Below are 17,887 nucleotides of genomic sequence, written 5' to 3'. Positions count from 1 at the left end.
GCGTCGGAAGGGAGAGCAGGCAAGATTTTCGAATCTTTGTGGGGCTCAGTCCTCGATGGGATCCATTTTGAATGGACATGACTTGCCTCCCTCCCGGCGCCGGTTAAGCTCTCCGATTGCGAGATCCACCACCCGCCAACCTCCCAAGGAGTTCTCGAGCGTGACCACACTCGCGTCGTTTCCCCGCCGTTTCCAGGCTGCCGGTCTCATGGCCGGTCTCGCAATCCTCCTGAGCACGCCGCCTCAAGCGCAGGCACAGGACGTGAAGGAAAAGCCGAAAGTCGCGAAAAAGGCCCCCCCCAGGTACAGCGTGCCACCGACGTTCTCCAACGTCCCCTATGGCGACCACGAGCGACAGGTGCTCGACTTCTTCAAGGCCGACACCAAGGAGCCCGCTCCACTCGTCGTTCACATCCACGGCGGCGGCTGGGTCAATGGCGACAAGGTGGGCGTGGGGAACCTCAAAAAGCTGCTCGACAGCGGGATCTCAGTGGCGTCGATCAACTACCGTTTCACCACACAGGCGCAAGAGGCCGGGATCAAGCCACCGGTGAGCTGGCCGCTGGGAGACGCCGCCAGGGCCATTCAGTTCCTCCGGTCGAAAGCCGGCGAGTGGAACATCGATAAGACCCGGATTGCCGCGACCGGGGGCTCGGCTGGCGCCTGCTCGTCGCTCTGGCTCGCCTTTCACGACGACATGGCGAAGCCCGACAGCACCGACCCTGTCGCACGCGAGTCGACCCGCTTGACCGCCGCGGCTGTCAATGGTGCCCAGACTTCGCTCGACCCCTTGCAGCTCCGCGAATGGATCCCGAACATGCGATACGGCGGGCACGCCTTCGGATTCACCAAAGCCAGCGCCCGCGACTCGCAGTTCCAGCAGTTCTACGACCACCGCTCCGACGTGCTCGACTGGATCAACGAATACTCACCCTACGTCCATGCCGGCCCCGGCGACCCTCCGGTTTTCCTCGACTACCCAGGCCAGGACAAGCCTCCCGTCAAGGGCGAAGAACAAAAGGATCCCACCCACACCGCCGTCCTCGGCCTCTTGCTCGAAGAGAAGCTCAAGTCCGTAGGGGACGAGGTTCATCTCGCCTACCCCGGTCATCCCGACCCTGAATACGCCAACACCACCGAGTTCCTGATTGCCAAGCTCAAGGGCACAAAGCCTTGACCGACCGATCGACCCATCGGTCGTTTTCCGAAGTGCGAGAGCCCAGTCAGACCGAGCTCTTCGCTGTCGGGGTTTGAAACACAGATGGCTCGGAAACCAAGGCCTTGTCCCTCACTCTGGGACAAGGCTTTGGTTTTGTGGCTCACCTCTCACCCTCAATCGCCATCTGCGCTTATAGCAGAATCTTTTTGAGGACCTGGCCCGCCACGTCGGTCAGGCGGAAGCGGCGGCCGTTGTAGTTGTAGGTGAGCCGCTCGTGTTCGAGGCCGAGGAGGTGGAGGACGGTTGCGTGGATGTCATTGACGTGAACCTTGTCAACGGCGGCCGCATACCCCACTTCATCCGACTCGCCGTAACTGACACCTCCTTTGATTCCTCCGCCGGCCATCCAGAGCGTGAAGCCGTGGGGGTTGTGGTCGCGGCCAGGCGTCTGGCCGGTCTGGGCGATCGGCAGACGGCCGAATTCTCCGCCCCAGATGACCAAGGTCTCGTCCAGCAGACCTCGCTGCGCCAGGTCGGCCAGCAGGCCGGCGACCGGCTTGTCGGTCTCGCCGGCGAACTGCTCGTGGTTCCCCTTGATGTCGACGTGGCCGTCCCATGAGCGCTGGTTTTCCATTCCCCCCGAGTAGATCTGGACGAACCGGACACCCCGCTCGACCATCCGGCGGGCCGTCAAGCACTGACGGGCGACGTGCTCGCAGCGGGGATCGTCCAGGCCGTAGAGCTGCCGGATGTGCGCCGGCTCGGAGTCGATGTCGATCGCCTCGGGCGCGGCCGACTGCATGCGATAGGCCAGTTCGAAACTCTCGATGCGGGCGGCCAGTTCCCGCTCGGCCCGGTTCTGTTCCTGATCCTGGTGGATCCGGTTGAACTCATTGATGAGGTCGAGCTGGGCCCGTTGCTGGGCGTCGCTCATGCCCCCGGCGCGTTCCAGGTTGTCGATCGGCGACCCCTTGGAACGGAGGTGCGTTCCCTGGTACACGCCTGGCAGAAACGCCGCTCCCCAGTTGGCCGCCTGGCCCTTGGGAAGTCCTCGCCCCCTGGGGTCGCTCATGACGACGAACCCGGGGAGGCTCTGGTTCTCGCTCCCCAGGCCGTAGGTCACCCATGACCCGACGCAGGGGAACCCCATCCGGGGCAACCCTGTATTCATCATGAACAAGGCAGGTGAGTGGTTGTTTGATTCGGTGTGGGCCGAATGGATGAACGCCATCTTGTCGACGTGCTGGCCGAGGTACGGGAACAATTCCGAGACCATCTTGCCGGATTCTCCGCGCGGGCTGAACCGAAACGGAGACTTCATCAAGCCGCCCACCTGATCCTTGAAGAACCCGGTCGTGTTCTTGAACGAAGAGTCGAACTCACGCATCGACTTGCCGTTCCACCTGGCGAGGGCCGGCTTGTAGTCCCAGGTATCCACCTGACTCGGGCCACCGTTGATGAAGATCCAGATGACCCGCTTGGCTCGCCCAGGGAAATGGGCAGGGCGGGGGGCCATGGGATTCAGCGCGAGACGGTCCAGGTCACCCGCCGCGTTCGCCGGAGCTTCGAGCAGCCCTTCCTGGTGAAGTAGGCTGGCGAGGCCAATCAAGCCAAACCCGCCGCCGGCACGCTGGAGGAGTCGGCGACGCGTGAGGATCGGCTCAGGAGAAGAGTCGGTTGACGCCCGAGCGATCCGCGGACCTTGGTTCGAGGAATCCCGCTTCATGGGTGGCTCTTCTTTTGGATTTCAAGGGAGATAAATGAACTCGCTGGTCCCCATCAATGACTGGCAAAGGTCTGTGAGCGCAAGCTGCCCCGGGTTCGGCTTGCCTGCCTGCTTGTAGGCGGCGCTCTGGTGCCCGAGGAAGCCGGTGGAGAATCTCGCCTCGGCGGCGGTCGGTTCGCGGCCGAAGGCCAAGCGGTAGGCCTGTCGGACGACGTTGGCGTCCGGTTCGCCAGCCAAACGAACGGCGAAGTGCTCGGCGGCCCGACGGCCCTCGGGGTTGTTCATGAACATCAAGGCTTGCGATGCGGTGGTCGTCGTCCCGCGCTTGCCGATGCTCACGAGGTGCTCGGGCCAGTCGAAGAGCATCATCGTCGGGATCAGCTCGCTCCGCTTGATGAAGAAATAGACGCTTCGACGCCCCATCGCCGGGTCGAGCGAGCCGGGGCCGTGCATCCGCAGATTGAGGAGTCCGGCAACCTGGAGCATGATGTCGCGGATCGGCTCGGCTTCGAGTCGCCTGGGAGCTTGCCTCCACAGCCACTGGTTCTCCCGGTCGATGGCGGCACGCGACTCGTCGAAAGCTCCGCTCTGCTGATAAACGGCGCTGGTGACGATCATGCGGTGAACCGGTTTGAGCCGCCAGCCCTGGCGGATCAGCTCGGCCGCGAGCCAGTCGAGCAGTTCCGGGTGAGTGGGCCGCTCGCCTTGGGCGCCGAAGTCGTTGGGCGTGGCGACAATGCCGCGGCCGAAGCGGTAGTGCCAGAGCCGGTTCACCGCCACGCGCGCGACCAGAGCTCCTGCCCCTTCGTTCGCGTCGGTGAGCCAGTTCGCCAGCGCCGCGCGGCGAAAGCTGGTACGCGTCCAGCCGGCGGGCGGTTCCACACGCCAGGATGATGCATCGCGGCCGGCGGGCATCAGCACGCGGAGGTAGCTCGGCACCGCCTCGCCTTTCTTCTGGTTGAGGTCACCGCGGCTCAGAATGAAGGTGGTCGGGTAAAAGTGCGGAAAGCCGCGACCATCCGCGTTGTGCTTGGTATGCGGGAAGCCCTCGCTGGTGACCTGCATCTTGACCGGCTTCTCGCCAGGCCGAGGAGAGACCTCGATCTCGCTCCGGATCGCTGTCGAGAAGGCGGCCGCCATCCGGTAGTAGTCCTCCGCCGGGATCGGATCATACTTGTGGTCATGACAGCGAGCGCAGCCGACCGAGAGGCCCAGGAAGGCCGACCCGGTCGTCGCAGTCATGTCGCTCAGCTCCTCGTAGCGGGCCGACTCGAACTCGGCCTCGGTGAGCTGCGTCGGAAATGCGCTCGCGCCCAGGAACCCCGTGGCCGCCATGGCCGAGGGGTCATCAGGAGCCAGCTCGTCGCCCGCGACTTGCCAGCGAACGAACTGGTCGTAGGGCATATCTCGGTTCAAAGCATCAATCAAGAAGTCTCGATAGTGATACGCGTAAGGTCGATCGTAGTCTTGCTCGTAGCCGTGCGACTCGGCGAACCGGGCAATATCCATCCAATGCCGGGCCCACCGCTCGCCGTAATGCGGCGAGGCGAGCAGCCGATCGACCAACTGCTCGTAGGCATCGGGCGCGGGGTCGGCAATGAAGGCGTCGACTTCCTCGGGCGTCGGCAGCAGACCGAGGAGGTCCAGGGAAAGGCGGCGGATCAGCACGCGGCGATCGGCCTTTGGATTCGGCGTCAGCTTGTGTTCGTCGAGCTTGCTGAGGATGAAGCGATCGATCGGGGTGCGTGCCCAGGCCGGGTCCCGCACCGGCGGCGAATCGACGGTCAGAAGCGGGCGGAACGACCAGAACTGGCGATCCTCGTCGCTGATCGCGGTGGCCCGTGGCGCGCCCGCTTTCGCCCGCTCGACCAAAGGGCGGTCGTAAGGAGCCCCCAGGTCGATCCATCGCGCGATCCGCGCGATGGTCTCGGCGGGCAACTTCGCCCCCTTTTGCGGCATGTGCGGCTCTTCCGCATGCGAGATCAACGCATAGAGCAAGCTCTCCTTGCTCCCCCCCTCAATCGCGCCACTGCTCTTGAGTAGCTTGCGATCGGAGAGGTCGAAGTCCCCCTTGATCGTCTTGCCGCCATGACAATCAAGACAGTGCTGCGTCAGCGCCGGGCGGACGTGCTCCTTGAAAAGCGCCAGCCCTTCCGCCATTTGCCGAGCGTGATCGGCCGGCACAGGAGGCGGCGATTGAGCGAAACACGATCGCCCCGTGATAAAAAGGAGACCCAGCAGGATCGTCACGGCAGGAGAGTGAGGGATTCGCATACGACTATCCACGCTCCTTATTGATTTCAACGGCGGCCGGCCCCGTATAAAAGCCGAGGCTTGATCATGACTGAGGAAACAGTGGACCAGGCGGCCCGCCAGGGTGAATCCAATGCGGTCGAAGGAGAGATTCCCTCCAAAGCTGGACTGAACTGCATGATACGCCCAAACAGCCCGCCATGACATTCATTTCCGGCTCCTCGCGCGGAAGCGTACACGGAGCAGCACGGATCAAGAGTTTGGTGAGGACCTGATCAAAGGACATCCAGAAACAGGACCTCTCTCGCCAGTTTCGCCCAGCCCAATAGGCCAACGACATTCACTGGAACCGCGTCATCAATGCTACTCATCGGCATAAGGACGCCTTACCGAGTCGGCCTTGACGTCATCATGGACCCCACAATTCCCGCAAGTTGGGCACGGCCCACCATCTTAACTTCCCTTTGGATAAGGAGATCGGGATGGTGGGCCGTGCCCACACTACGGGTAAAATTCGACCACAATTCAGTATTACTTAACGCGATAACGACTCAATTCAACATCCAACAAAGCTTCATCAAGGGTTCGTTTCCCGCAAACGCCATCAAATCTTTTCTGATTAAACCATTCGTCATTTTCACATCAACAATCTTCATCTTCGTCGGCCAATTGCCCGCCGATCGCCTCTTGACGCCCCGTTTCGTCCCGGTCACGATCTGACGCCCTCAAGCGCGAAGAGGCAACGGCAATGTTCATCCCTGATGGTCGCCCATAGCGGAGGATGCCCGATGGAACTGTTCGTGATCGTGCCGATATTCATTGCCGTGGGCTTCGTGATCATCCTCGGTTCGATCGCCTACAAAGCCGTAACCGGCTTCGCGGAGTGGTCGCATAACAACAGCCTGCCGATCCAGTCGGAGCCCGCGCGCGTCATCTCCAAACGCACCGAATTGCATGGGCGGGGGTCCTCGCATTCTCATGGCCGAGTTTCAACCTATCATTTCGCAACGTTCGAGCTGAAATCAGGCGAGCGATTGGAATTCAGCCTTTCCGGACGAGAGTACGGTCTGCTCCTGGAAGGGGACGAAGGCACATTGACCTACCAGGGGACGCGGTATCATGCGTTCCAAAGACGCGTCTAATCCGACACAACCGGCGCCTTAGGCAAGATCAGAGCGAGGCTTCCCACAATCGCTCCACTCCCCACTCGCGCCTTGGCGATGAAAAGGAGATATCGGACGGCCCAGGCTGCCTTGCGGTGGCCGCTGGATTCGTCGTCCCATCTCGTCCCGAAGTCTCTCTACACGTAGGGGAATCATGCGCGTTACTTCGATCCGGTCGATAGTCGCCTCCTGTTTGATCCTAGGCGCGGCGGGATTCGCAACCGCCGAGGGCGGGCGAACCACCGCGTTCGAGCGCTACGGGATCGGTGGCTATAGCCAGGCGATCGGTATCCGTCACGGGTTCCACATCGAGTCCGTCACGCCCGATTCGGATGCGGCCCGTGACCAGCTCAAGCCGCACGATGTCATCGTCAAGGTCGATGGCGACGTGATCCGCAGCCTCGACCACCTCCGGGCCATTCTTGCCGAGGCCTACCTGAACAACGCCGAGGTGACGCTGACCTACACACGTGGCCTATCGATCACGCACCACGTTGTGAAGAGCCGGCTCGGGCAACCGGACGTGAAGAGTGTCGCCAAGAAGCGCAGCGTTGAAACGAGAGAGACTCGCTGAGTTCGCCCAGAGATCACGGCCAATTTCATACATTTCCGAATGCTAATGATGCCAAGCCTCTCCCATGCGGAGGGGCCGGGCATTCTTTTTCGTTCCGACCTGCCCAGCTTCGATTCGCCAATCGCGATTCGGTGTGGAGCCTCGTCGCATTTCCCCCAATTCTCTCGCTGGCAAGCACAACTGGGGGCACGCGGGGAGCTTGCGTTTTGCTGCCTCATGGATTCTTCTGGAGGATTCCTCGAAAGCGATTGCGATCGACTCATCGGCACAAGCTTGCTGTTCGGCTCTTCTCAAGGATCCACACGTTTTGAAGAACCACGACTTGCAACTCGCCGAGGACGTACGCTCAGCCTGCATTCGGGCCGCCTTGGAAGCCTATGAGGATGGAGGATTCCGAGGACTCTGTGCCGAAGGCCGCTGGGAATACGCCCTGGAGGCCATCCGCTCACTCGCCCTGGCCCCGCTCCTTCGGCGAGACGAGCCGGAGGTGGGGCAAGAGCAAGGGCAGGCAGCACGGCTGGAGGCTACTTCTTCCGAGGAGCCCGGATGATGCTCTGAATCTTGTCGACCAGCCGGACGCCGTCATCGGATGTGACGGAGAAAAGCTCATAAATGGGATACTGAAAGGGTGCGAACGTCCGGCCCGGCAACTGCGTCAACGGGGTGATGGGAGTGAGCACGGTCGAAGTCGGCGTGCGCCAGTGGTTGACGTCCCGGTCCTTGTAGTACTTCAGGATCCCGCGCGTCTGTTCGGAGTCGGGCGTTGCCGCCAGGGTCTTGTTCGGCTCCTGGTTGAACTCGAAGAGGGCATAGCCGAGCAAGGACGTATTTTCGATCTTGCGGTTGTTGAGCGTCGCTTCACCCCGGAGGAAGTTCTCGGCGACCTGGACCTGGTCGTTGGCGAACCAGTTAAAGAACTCACCCTCACTGCCCGCTTCCGTGATGCTGGAGTCGAGTTCCATCAGGACGAGCGGCACGGGGAAGGCCTCGCCGGGCCACTGGTTATTCCAGTCGCCGGTTCCTCGAGGAGCATTGTACTTGTCGAGGAGGTTGATGAGGTCGCCGCCCCGCTTGGCAACCTGGTACGAGTTGTAAATCCAGGTCTTGTACCAGTCGGCCCCCTTGAGGGACTCGAGGCCCTTGATCTCGGCGTTGAACTTGGTCCCCACAGGGGGGCCCAGTGGCGCAAATTCGCCCGCCTTGGCACCGTTCCGGACGACCTCGAACCAGGACTTCTTGGCCACGTTCTTGACGTCTTCATCGGCGTTGGAGAACGGGGTGGTGAATCGGATGTGGTTCGGATCATTCGAGTCGATCGCCCCACTGCTCTGGAGCCGCTGCTGAATGTTCACGATCCACCAGAGGGTCCGCTGCGCCAACTTGGTCATGTCCCCGCCGGTCAACTTACCGGCGTTCAGCTCGATCTCATTGCCCACTTCGATGCCGGCGATCGCGGGGTGAAGACCACCTCCCCCCTTGCCGTCGGCGGAGATGCTCCGCAAGAAGTACGTGAGGTCGTTCTGAATGGCCTGGGGAATCCCGGTGGTGGGGCTGTAGTTGGCGTCGGGGGCCGCACCCGCCCAGGCGTTCTCGTCGCCCAGGAAAAAGTTCGAGACCGGGACGATCACCTTGAGCCCCGCGGCTTGCACGGCATTGAGGAATTCCAGGTGTTCCGACGTGCCTGAAGTCGTGCTGGAGAAGCCCCGTTCGACGCCCCAGTCGTAGAGACGAATGGCCGTCTGTCCGGTATTCGACTCCTTCGTGACCCCCATTTTCTGCATCAGTTGGAGATCGTTCAGCTTCGAGTTGTCGGTATCCGTGTACCGTGGCGTATTCCAGAGCGGCTTGAAGGCGGAGTTGTAGAAGTCACTATCGCTGAGCTGATCATTCGCGATGACGACTTTATGGCCCACGATGCTCGGCTGAAAAATGTCCCCCCCCGACGTGAGGGTCAAGGTGTTCTTCAGCGGCGAGTCGCCGGGGGTATTTCCGGTCATCGACTTGATCGTGCCATTCCCATAATAGTATCCCGCCGTGACGTCATAAAGATGCGCGCCTTTAAAGAGATCTGCTCTCCAAGGCATGTTCGTCGGCGTGAAAGTAAACTCGATCTCGGTCGAGCTGATGAATTTAGTGACGGTCAGTGTCGGCTTGTTGACGCTCCAAAAGGGCCAGGTCGGGCTGTAGTCGATGATGTGCATCTGATCCGCGGGCGCGATCGGGGTCCCCTGGCTGAGTTCGTCGGTGCCGGAGCCGACATTCAGCCCGTTGCGGCCCAGGCTGGCCTGCGAGAGCGTGCCCAGCCGCTGCCCGTCGCCGTCGAACACCCCCAACCCGGTCACGGCATTGGCGCGGAGGGCCGACGCCCGTCTGCCCCGGCTCAGGTTGCCTGAAACCCCGATCTGGTCGCCGTCCGAACCCTCAGGCTGGAGTGTGCCGAGTTCCAGGCCTCGAGAGATCGACTGACCGAAGGGCTGGAATTGCTTGACGAGTTCGGGGCCGTTCGTTCCTCGGGTCCAGATGCTGACGACGGGGACGGACCGGCCGTCAGGGGCCGTCGCGAGGTCGGTCACCTTGTTGCCGTCGAAGTCGCCGGTCGTCAACTCGACCCCGCTCCGGTTGCCGGGCGTGCCCGCGACGAACTGATAAAGGTCTTGCCCGGTTGCGGGATCGAAACCCTTGACCACGGGCGTTCCACCGGGTCCCGACCCAACGATGATCTCGGAGTCAGGGTCGTTGTCAAGGTTACCCACGGCGAGGTGAACTCCTCGCACACCCGATCCGAACGCCGTGAAACTCTGGGACTGGGCGAAAGTCTGGCCATCGAAAACCTTCACCACCGAGCCACCGCGGGCCATGCCCACCACGATGTCGCCCGCCGCCTTGCCGAAATGACCGAAGGCCACCTCGGCCCCACCGCGATACGAGGGCCCAAACGCAAGGAACGACTTGAGTTGCTGAAAGGTCACCCCGTCGAATACCTTGATTTCCGAACGCCCACGCTGCCGACCGGTGATAATGTCCTTCACGCCATCGCCCGTGACGTCGCCCGACGCAACGCTCACACCACCTCGATACCCGCCTTCATAAGCAAGAAACGACTGCTCGACCGTGCCCGAGGAATCGACGATCTTCACGGTCGGTGGACTTCCCGGAGCCGCTCCCACTACGAGCGAAGACAGATTCAGCCGCGCTTCAAGTTCTTCCATGCGGGGCCGGGAGAGTCGTTCTTGGCGTCCCTTCTTCTTGGCGACCCCACGTGAGGACAAACGATCAGACCACGGGCGAGAGGAATCCATCACATCGACTCCAAGGTTATGTAATAAGCATCTAACATCTGGCCTCTCGCACAACGCAGGTCAAGCAGGAATTGTTCGCAGCCTAACTCGAGAAAAACGGTTTTACCGATCGCTCTCAAAAGGAAGGCGGCTTCCGCAAATTCAGGGCAGCACCCGAAGACACAACAGCAAATTAAGCAAGCGTCCACTCAAACAAAATTACAAATCTGAGGGGGAGCGCGCGGGCTTCCTGTCTTCCATCGAGTGAGGAAGAGGAAGATGGTGGGCCGTGCCCCCCCCTACAAGAGCGGGATTCATCATCCGAATTCTCATGTAGGGTGGGCACGGCCCACCAGGGAATGAGCTTCAGAGAGTGGGATTGAGCCAGAAAACTCGCCAGCGGGAAGGAGAGGGGAGGGGAACCGCGGAACGCCCAGGGATGCCTCAGGTCATTGCGTGGGGGGAACGACCGGGGGAGCGAGGGGTGCCGGCTTCTCGGCGGAATCCGGCGGGCCCTCTCGTGGCGGCGGCTCGGGTTTATCCTTATCCGAATCGCTCGGCTGGTAGAGGGGCAGGTAGCGGTAATAGACTTCCAGGGTCAGGAGCGAGAGTGTCGTGAGAAAGTGACGGCCTGCGCTTCGGCCCCACTGGTCGGGCTGGGGGGTGAATGGATCCCAACTGCCTCGATCGCAACCGGTGCCACCCACTTGCATGGCGACCAGACCGTCGCGCACCCGGTTGTTCCAGCGCGGCCATTCCTTGTTCTGCATGTTGTGCAGGAGTTGCGTCGCGTAGTACCAGTAGTAGATATTCCGTTCCGACGACTGCTCGAGGTCGGCCGCGACGTGTGCGGCTCCTTTGACCAAGGGGGGGAACTCACGCGGCCAGCCGAGGTATTGCCGAGTCAGGAGCGCCTCGGCGGTCATCACAGGGGAGGCCCCACGCCCGGGCCGATAGGCATACATCGTTCTGGACTCATCAACGGCCGCCAGGTCGAGGTAGACCCGGCATCCCTTGATGACGTTGCGAGGAACCGTGAGTCCGGCCAGCCTGGCGCTCCGCAGGGCGAACATCTGCCAGCCAAAAACGGAAGTGTCGCCCGGCTGCTCGGGGAAGTAGCGCCAGCCACCATCCTGCGAGTTCTGCGAGGCGACGATGAAGTCCAGCGCCCGCTGCGCCGGACGCCGGAGCGTCGGCTCTCCGGAAATCCCATAGGCTTCGCACAGAGCCATCGCAGCGATCGCGTGGCTGTACATACGAGCGGTATCGCCCCCGTTGATATAGAGCTCGCCGTTCGGTTTCTGGTGTTGGACCAGCCACTCCAGCCCTTTGCGAACATTCGTCTGGTAGCGTGTCTTGACGTTGTGGATGTGGCCGGCCCCCAGCAGGGGCAAGAGCGCCAGGCCGGTGGCGGCCGTTTCCGACTCGAGACATTCCTGCGCGGGGCAGCCGGTGCCCTGGCACTGACCGTGGTAGTTCAAGCTCCAGCCGCCGTCGAGCCGCTGGTGGCGGACGAGCCAGTCGAGGCCATCTTCTACGGCCTTCTCCGACCGCACCGTCCCCCCCTCCCTACGAACGAGCTGAGCCCGGCTCATCCCCTGCCGTCCCGAGAACGGCGCGGAGAGGCCTTCCACATGCAAGGCCATGGCCATCCCCTTGCCTTTGCCCGGTACGCGAGCCAGTTCGGTCGAGAGATCGGGGACCATCAGTTCGGGCGTGAACTGAGTAAGTGTCGGCAGCGCCGGCTGATTGACCGTCTTGACATCGGGCGGGGCCGCATCGAGGGAGAGCGATGGGATTTCGTCCGACTTCTCGGTCGTGAACGGGTCGCCCGCGTGGTCGGACGGGGTCAGCGAGAGGAGGTCCTCTGTGAGCTGGGACGGGATGGCCGCCCGAATTTCGAGCTCTTTCGGCCCTCCTGAATGGGCATAGAAATAAAGCGCCAGCAGCAACAGTCCTGCCGCGTGGAGCAAAATACTGGTCCCCCAGGAAGGGACCCAGAGCATCAAAAAAGGCGCCAGGCGATCGAGCCGAGCGTGAACGCGACGGAACTTGACTCGGAGGACGCGTAGGAGACGAGGTCGCTGAGAATGCCGCATCGGAGGATCCGTCCGGATCAAGAGGCCGGTGTGCGCGATGGGTCTCCTAACAGTGTAGTCGCATGCACCTCCACAAAGCCAGAGGGGCTCTGAACAAGAGTCAGCGGCTTGAATCCATGAGTTCCGTCGCTTTCAGCCCCCTTGGTCTCAGAGCGACTTCAAGTAGGCGACCAGATCGCCCACCTCCCGACCGGACAATGACAGCCCAAAGTGCCTGTCGTAATGGAGGACCACTTCCTCCAAGGTTTTGAATCGGCCATCGTGATAGAAGCCACCTTTCATATGGGTCCACAACCCCTTGAGCGGGGTGGTTCGATATCGCCCGGTGGGCGAGCGGTTCGCCTGGAAGTCATCGATCCCGATCTCCTGGGGCGTGTGCAGATCCCCCCTCGGCTCGGTGAAAAAGGGCGGCACGTGGCAAGTGGCGCATTGCGCCTTGCCTCGGAACAGGGCACGTCCGCGGGTCGCCTGCCGCTCGTCGATGCTCCGTGCCGGAGCACTCGGGGCCTTCAAAGAGAGTTGATAGGCACGCAAGGCGGGCAGCTTCGGGGTCACCAGGTCGGGAACCTGGGTGACGGCGAAGAATCCATTGGCCGCGGCGATCGGGAATCGTTGCGGGTCGTTAAGTCGGGGATCGACGAACGAGCCCTGGCCGTGCATCTCCAGCACAGCCACGAAGTTATTCCAGTAGCTGATCGATCCCCAGCCAGTCGCCGTCGTCAGGTCGATCCCAGCCAGCCCGAAGGCAGGGGGGAGCAGGACGGCCCCCGACTCGCCATCAGGCCGGAACGCCTTGCCGTCCAGCGCCAGCATTGGATCAAATTTTCCCGGCCCCCAGGACTGGAGAACCGCGCGCACCGTCTCCTGGTCGACCCCCAGCAAATTCGCGAACGCGGTGAGGTCGGGGGCTGCGGAGATGATCCAACCAACGTTGAGGTCGCGATTCGCCCAGCCGTCGAGTCGCCGACCAACACCGGACGTTAACGTGTCGTCGACCGTGGAATGACACAGAGCGCACCGGATCCCGATCGAACGAAGGTTCTGGCCATCGGGACTGAAGACTCCAGCCACGCCCACCACAGCGTCCAGCCGGAGCAATGCCCTGGTGGTCGCCGGATCATCCAGATCGACCTGCCCTCGCCGCAGTTGCAATCGAAGTTCAGGGGGGAGCGACTCGGAATCGACTTTCAGTCCCAGCTCCAGCGCTTGCCTCGGAGTCAGTCCGGCGACGGCCTCGTGGAGCCGCAAAGTCCCTCCCCAAAAGGCCTCGTCGCCAAAAGTATCATATCGAAAGATCTGTTTTCCCTGCTCCACCAGCGTGGGACGCGGATCGGGCTTAGGAGTGCGATCTCGATGATGTTCCCCCTGCGCGGGACGCGGAACGGACTTGGAAGAACGATCTTGATGATGGCCCAAGCGTGCCGGCAGCGCCGACAGATGCCGTTTCGATTCGCCCGAGGAGGTCGTGACCACAATCGCAATCATAAAGACCGGGGTCAGCCCCAGAACGGCACGGAGCCCAGCCGGCCGACGCCCTGGCCTCTTTACGCGAGAAAGCCTGCAATCGGCCCCCTCATCTCGTCCCTGACTTTCGCCTGTTTGATGAATCCATGAATTCCTCATACAAATATCTCCAGAACGGACCTTCCCCCGGCTCGGCGCGCATCCTATCCAACGCCGGATAGGGCAACCCCCGGTGTCTTGTCTGAATCGGTTTCGCCCGCCCGTTGAGAATGACCTCGGCGGCCCGCCAGGCGGGATTCCACCGGCCGGGCGACTCATCCCGTAGGACGGCCCGGCCGTTGGGCTAAATTCACCTCAGCGGCCCGTCTGGGCCACCCTCCCACCTCAAACCGGGAAGGAGTTCCCGGCCGGTTCCCCCGAAGCACGATCTTGCGCGAGCCGCTCGAGAACCTTTTGAACGACGCGATCGCAGTGTTCGCCGGCAAACACGTAGAGTCGCCGCACCTCTTCACCGATTCGATTGTCAATCCAGGACTGCAATGCGGATCGGGAACGGTGGAGTCGCACCTTGACGTTGGAGGGAGTCAAGCTGAGACACTCGGCAGTCTGAAGCGTACTGAGTCCCTCGACCATCCGTAGTGTGAAAACCAGTCGCAAATCTGGAGGCAACGCATCGACGGCGCTAGCGAGCAAGTGGCGTAACTCGTTCAAGCTTGCTTCCTGCGTGGCGTCCCGATTGATCGAGGACGAGGTCATGGCGTCGGTCTCGGCGTGGCCGGGTGCCACGAGTCGAAGCCGGCGCAGTTTACGGCGGCGATTGGTCGCCTCGTACACCGCGATCTTCGTCAGCCAGGTCGAGAATGCCGAACGCCCCTCGAACTGCCGGAGATGTTCGTAAGCGTGAAGGTAAGCCTCCTGCATGACGTCTTCCGCTTCTGCCTCATCGCCGACAATACTGCGGACCACGCGGAACAAACGCTGATTGTAGCGTCGCATAATCCACTCAAAGGAAGCCGTATCTCCATCGAGCACACGCCGAATCACCTCTTCCTCCACCAGTGCTTCCGCGGTGTTTTCCGGAGATTCGACGGGTTCTCCTCGAGACTCTGCGAAAAGGTTCATCAATAACACCTAGTTGGATGAGAGTGCGACCGGCACCCACCGTTCCTTACGGAAGGCCGCCACTTGCCCGAGCGTGTAGGCGCCAGCCGCCATCACCAAGTCTCGCACAGCGATATCGAGATCGCCAACCAGGATGAGATTCAGGGCGATCAACACCAACCAGGCCATGACGACGTACGCGCCCAGACGAGTGAACTTCGTCAGAACGGCCAGGCCCGCGACGATTTCAATGACGCCCACGACCAGCATGAACGTGTGGGGGCTGATTGGGAGCACACCCGCGACGGAGGTCGGCAGGTACTTGTCCCACTGGGTCAGGAGATTGAAGAATTTGTCCAGCCCGGCCACGATGGGCACGAGGCCGTAGATGAGCCGAAGCGGGATGTAGATCGACGAGAGACTGTCCGTAGTCAGTGCGGGCATGGTTTCCATTGCCTTCGTTGAGGGATGAAGCGTGGGTTACACGCTAAACAGAGTCCCTCCGAAGCAATCGGTTACAGCCTTTTCTGATTTTCCTGGGGTCAGACGGAATTGAGCGTCACCGAGACAGCCCGGGGCCTTGCCCGGACCGCCTTCGTTCGCCCCGTTGAGGTGACAATGAACCTCGCAAAGGTTCCGTCAGTTTGCGATGGAGATCGGCGGGGAGGGGCACAGGAAACGGCCGAGAGAATTTCCGAGACCGCTTCGCGTGAAATCGCAGACCAAACAATCAATCATGTGCAATATCACTGAAAATCATTTCCAATTCAAGGCAAATCGTTAAAGTCCGCCTCCGACGTCTCGTCGGCCAGCGTCAATCCATCGCCGATCGAGCCGGAGCGGTAGTAACGAAACCGGAGGGACATTTCGACTTGCCCTCCCTGAACGGGCGTGGTCCCAAAATTGAGGAGCCGCAGGTGGCGCGGGGCGAAACCGAGAAAATTCGTCGCGTTGTATTTGAGCTCCATTCCTGCAGCCCGAAGGGCGGTCTCATCGTCGAGCGGGTCAACGACTCCCGTGACCTCGAACGGCGGCCCGGACGAGGCCAAAGGGTCGGCCTCCAACTTCTCACGCAAACGCTCTCGCCAATCGTTCGACATCTCAGTACTCCTCGAGGTTGTCCGTTTCAACAAGAACATGGCCAGCCTGGACCGATCCCCTTGGTGCAGCGGGATGCCATCGTCCAAGACGTAAGCCTATCGCACTTTTCGATCGCAATTGGACACAAATCCAGGATCAATCGAGAAGTGGCTTGGACAACTTGTTCGACGGCGGCCGCTAATGCTGCTGTCCGAGGACTCGGCGGGTCGATTGAGACTTGCCGGACCGACCGAGGCCTTGTTTCCAAGGAGATCCTGAGGGGCTCTCGAAATCTGCGAATGCTGCCCCAAGCAGAATGGCACTCACCGATCCCATCGAGCCGGGAACGGAGCGTGCCAAACATGTGACGCCCCTACCGGAAGGCCCAAGACGGCCACCAAACATACCACGCACACATCGCAACAACAAAAACTCTACAATCCAAAATACACGCCAAATCCAACTAAATTCAACTCCCAAACCCCAATAAATCTTCATCTAACGTCCGGCGATTGCGCCGGACGTCGCCCCGTAACGACGGGAGGGGGGGGTTATTGGGTTTACCCGAGGCGAGCGGGACGGCGGACGCCCAGTAAGGGGACGGGCTGGAGCAGTTCACCCGAGCCAACCAGAGAACCGGTGATGACCGCCGCCATTGAGGTAATGACACCCAAGAGGGTCCACCAAGTGGCCTGCCTCGCGTTGCGTGTCGCCTGGCCCGCGGCCTCTTGAACTTCGGGGCGGCTGGCGACATCGCGCGCCACTTCGGGAAGGCTGGACGGGTCGTCATGGAGCCGGTCGATCGTCCCCTTGATCTCGGTCTGGGCCTTCTTCGCCTGCTCCTCGGTGAAGCCGGCTTTCTGGAGATCCGCAACGAACTTCTCGCCGCCCAGCTCCGTGTTGTAGCGGCGGCGGAGGCTCTCGACCAGGTTGTGAGACGGCGGGCCGCCAGCCTCATCGCCCTCGATCGCCAAGGAATAGGCTCCCGAAGAAAGCCCGACCATGGCGCCAAACCCGGTGCGGATTCCGACGCTGAACAGCCAGACGAGTCCCAGGAAGAGTGTTCCCCACAAAATCACGCCATAAAGAAGGGCCTCTACCTTGCTCTCGCCGACGGCCAACCGGCTGGTCGACCAACCGCCGAAGAACATTGCCAGGAGCAGCGACAGGACCGAGTAGATGGCAGCCCCCGCCCCCAGATGCGCGGTCGCACCTCGCACAGCGACCTCCAGCCCGAGTGCCGCCCCCAGAAGGGTCAGCACGAAGTAAATCGCCGTGGCGATCATCGCCCCCGCGGCGATGGCGGGCCAACTCACACGACTGCGAACGGCCAGCACGTCGTCGGGCCTAGGGATTGATGCATCCATCTCCGAAGCTCCTTATTCCCTCAGGTCACAGAAATGCACTACCGAACCGTGGCTTACGAATCCACGGCCGTCTCCCGCTCGCTCACACTTTGCGGATGAGCGTTGTCACCATTGTCGTCACCGCTTCGGTGGCCCCCGGAAACCTCGGTCCTTGGCGTAACTGAGCAGCGATTGCTCAATCGTATCGGCCAGCCCGAGCCGGCAGTGGTCGGCAAACCCGTCGAGCCACAACTTCCATTCCGGCGAGCCCCTCAATGCCACAACCGTCTGACGCGCCGGCCCCGCGCGTTTAGGACGGCCAGGTTTTCTTGAATTCGACTCTAACATCGGCGCCACCACCCAATCCGAAGTCAAGATTGGCCAGGCCACCTCCCTTACCAATCATCATAACAACAAGGAAATAAAGACAAGCGGTAAATTAGCAGGCCACACATTGAATTGTTTAATTTTTTCCGTTGCTTCCAGCATAGTTCTTGACTACACTGAAATTGATCCAAAATAAACGAGGTCGCTCCTGGGCGTCTCTACTTCACACCCTCATTCATGGGTAACCTCCTTTTTTTGGAACAGCGACTCCCAGGCCAACAAAAACGGTTGGCCGACCAAGCGTGTGGATGGAGGAG

Annotated in this window: 13 protein-coding genes; 4 read left to right on the top strand and 9 right to left on the bottom strand. The window is 61.4% G+C overall.

What is annotated here, in order from left to right:
• The first annotated feature begins 160 nt into the window (after positions 1 to 160).
• A complete protein-coding gene (locus V5E97_RS27400; protein WP_406694747.1) occupies positions 161 to 1,177 on the top strand; it encodes an alpha/beta hydrolase in 1,017 nt (338 codons plus the stop codon).
• 172 nt (positions 1,178 to 1,349) lie between these two features.
• Here V5E97_RS27400 and V5E97_RS27395 read toward each other — a convergent pair whose 3' ends face one another.
• Together V5E97_RS27395 and V5E97_RS27390 are read right to left on the bottom strand one after the other, a co-directional pair.
• Entirely contained in the window at positions 1,350 to 2,885 is a 1,536-nt protein-coding gene (locus V5E97_RS27395; RefSeq protein ID WP_406694746.1) for a DUF1501 domain-containing protein, read from the bottom strand.
• 21 nt (positions 2,886 to 2,906) lie between these two features.
• A complete protein-coding gene (locus V5E97_RS27390) occupies positions 2,907 to 5,159 on the bottom strand; it encodes a DUF1549 domain-containing protein (protein WP_406694745.1) in 2,253 nt (750 codons plus the stop codon).
• Between the two features lie 767 nt (positions 5,160 to 5,926).
• On the opposite strand from V5E97_RS27390, the gene V5E97_RS27385 reads away from it, so the two are divergent.
• From V5E97_RS27385 to V5E97_RS27375, 3 genes are all read left to right on the top strand, one after another.
• On the top strand, positions 5,927 to 6,280 hold the full coding sequence (locus tag V5E97_RS27385; RefSeq protein WP_406694744.1) for a DUF2500 domain-containing protein: 354 nt from the start codon (positions 5,927 to 5,929) through the stop codon (positions 6,278 to 6,280).
• A gap of 175 nt (positions 6,281 to 6,455) precedes the next feature.
• Complete coding sequence (locus V5E97_RS27380) at positions 6,456 to 6,875, top strand: PDZ domain-containing protein (RefSeq protein ID WP_406694743.1); 420 nt, start codon at positions 6,456 to 6,458, stop codon at positions 6,873 to 6,875.
• A 307-nt stretch (positions 6,876 to 7,182) separates the two neighbouring features.
• Positions 7,183 to 7,425 (top strand): hypothetical protein, encoded by a 243-nt coding sequence (locus tag V5E97_RS27375; RefSeq protein ID WP_406694742.1) that lies wholly within the window; start codon positions 7,183 to 7,185, stop codon positions 7,423 to 7,425.
• On the opposite strand, the gene V5E97_RS27370 is transcribed toward V5E97_RS27375, so the two are convergent.
• From V5E97_RS27370 to V5E97_RS27340, 7 genes are all read right to left on the bottom strand, one after another.
• Positions 7,400 to 10,174, bottom strand: coding sequence for a hypothetical protein (locus tag V5E97_RS27370; protein ID WP_406694741.1), 2,775 nt, complete (start codon positions 10,172 to 10,174; stop codon positions 7,400 to 7,402). The genes V5E97_RS27375 and V5E97_RS27370 overlap by 26 nt on opposite strands.
• Before the next feature lie 428 nt (positions 10,175 to 10,602).
• Positions 10,603 to 12,252: a prenyltransferase/squalene oxidase repeat-containing protein gene (locus tag V5E97_RS27365; RefSeq protein ID WP_406694740.1), complete on the bottom strand. Its 1,650-nt coding sequence runs from the start codon at positions 12,250 to 12,252 to the stop codon at positions 10,603 to 10,605.
• A 147-nt stretch (positions 12,253 to 12,399) separates the two neighbouring features.
• Positions 12,400 to 13,737, bottom strand: coding sequence for a hypothetical protein (locus tag V5E97_RS27360; protein ID WP_406694738.1), 1,338 nt, complete (start codon positions 13,735 to 13,737; stop codon positions 12,400 to 12,402).
• A 363-nt stretch (positions 13,738 to 14,100) separates the two neighbouring features.
• Positions 14,101 to 14,838, bottom strand: coding sequence for an RNA polymerase sigma factor (locus tag V5E97_RS27355; RefSeq protein ID WP_406694737.1), 738 nt, complete (start codon positions 14,836 to 14,838; stop codon positions 14,101 to 14,103).
• Between the two features lie 9 nt (positions 14,839 to 14,847).
• On the bottom strand, positions 14,848 to 15,261 hold the full coding sequence (locus tag V5E97_RS27350) for a DoxX family membrane protein (protein ID WP_406694736.1): 414 nt from the start codon (positions 15,259 to 15,261) through the stop codon (positions 14,848 to 14,850).
• A gap of 323 nt (positions 15,262 to 15,584) precedes the next feature.
• Positions 15,585 to 15,917, bottom strand: a complete 333-nt coding sequence (locus tag V5E97_RS27345) for a hypothetical protein (protein ID WP_406694735.1) — start codon at positions 15,915 to 15,917, stop codon at positions 15,585 to 15,587.
• 540 nt (positions 15,918 to 16,457) lie between these two features.
• Positions 16,458 to 17,264: a hypothetical protein gene (locus tag V5E97_RS27340; protein ID WP_406694734.1), complete on the bottom strand. Its 807-nt coding sequence runs from the start codon at positions 17,262 to 17,264 to the stop codon at positions 16,458 to 16,460.
• Between the last annotated feature and the right edge of the window lie 623 nt (positions 17,265 to 17,887).

It is taken from the genome of Singulisphaera photorubra (assembly GCF_045290345.1).
Classification (GTDB): Bacteria; Planctomycetota; Planctomycetia; order Isosphaerales; family Isosphaeraceae; genus Singulisphaera.
Note: the sequence above shows the minus strand (reverse complement) of the source record. Positions and strands in the feature narration are given on the sequence as shown.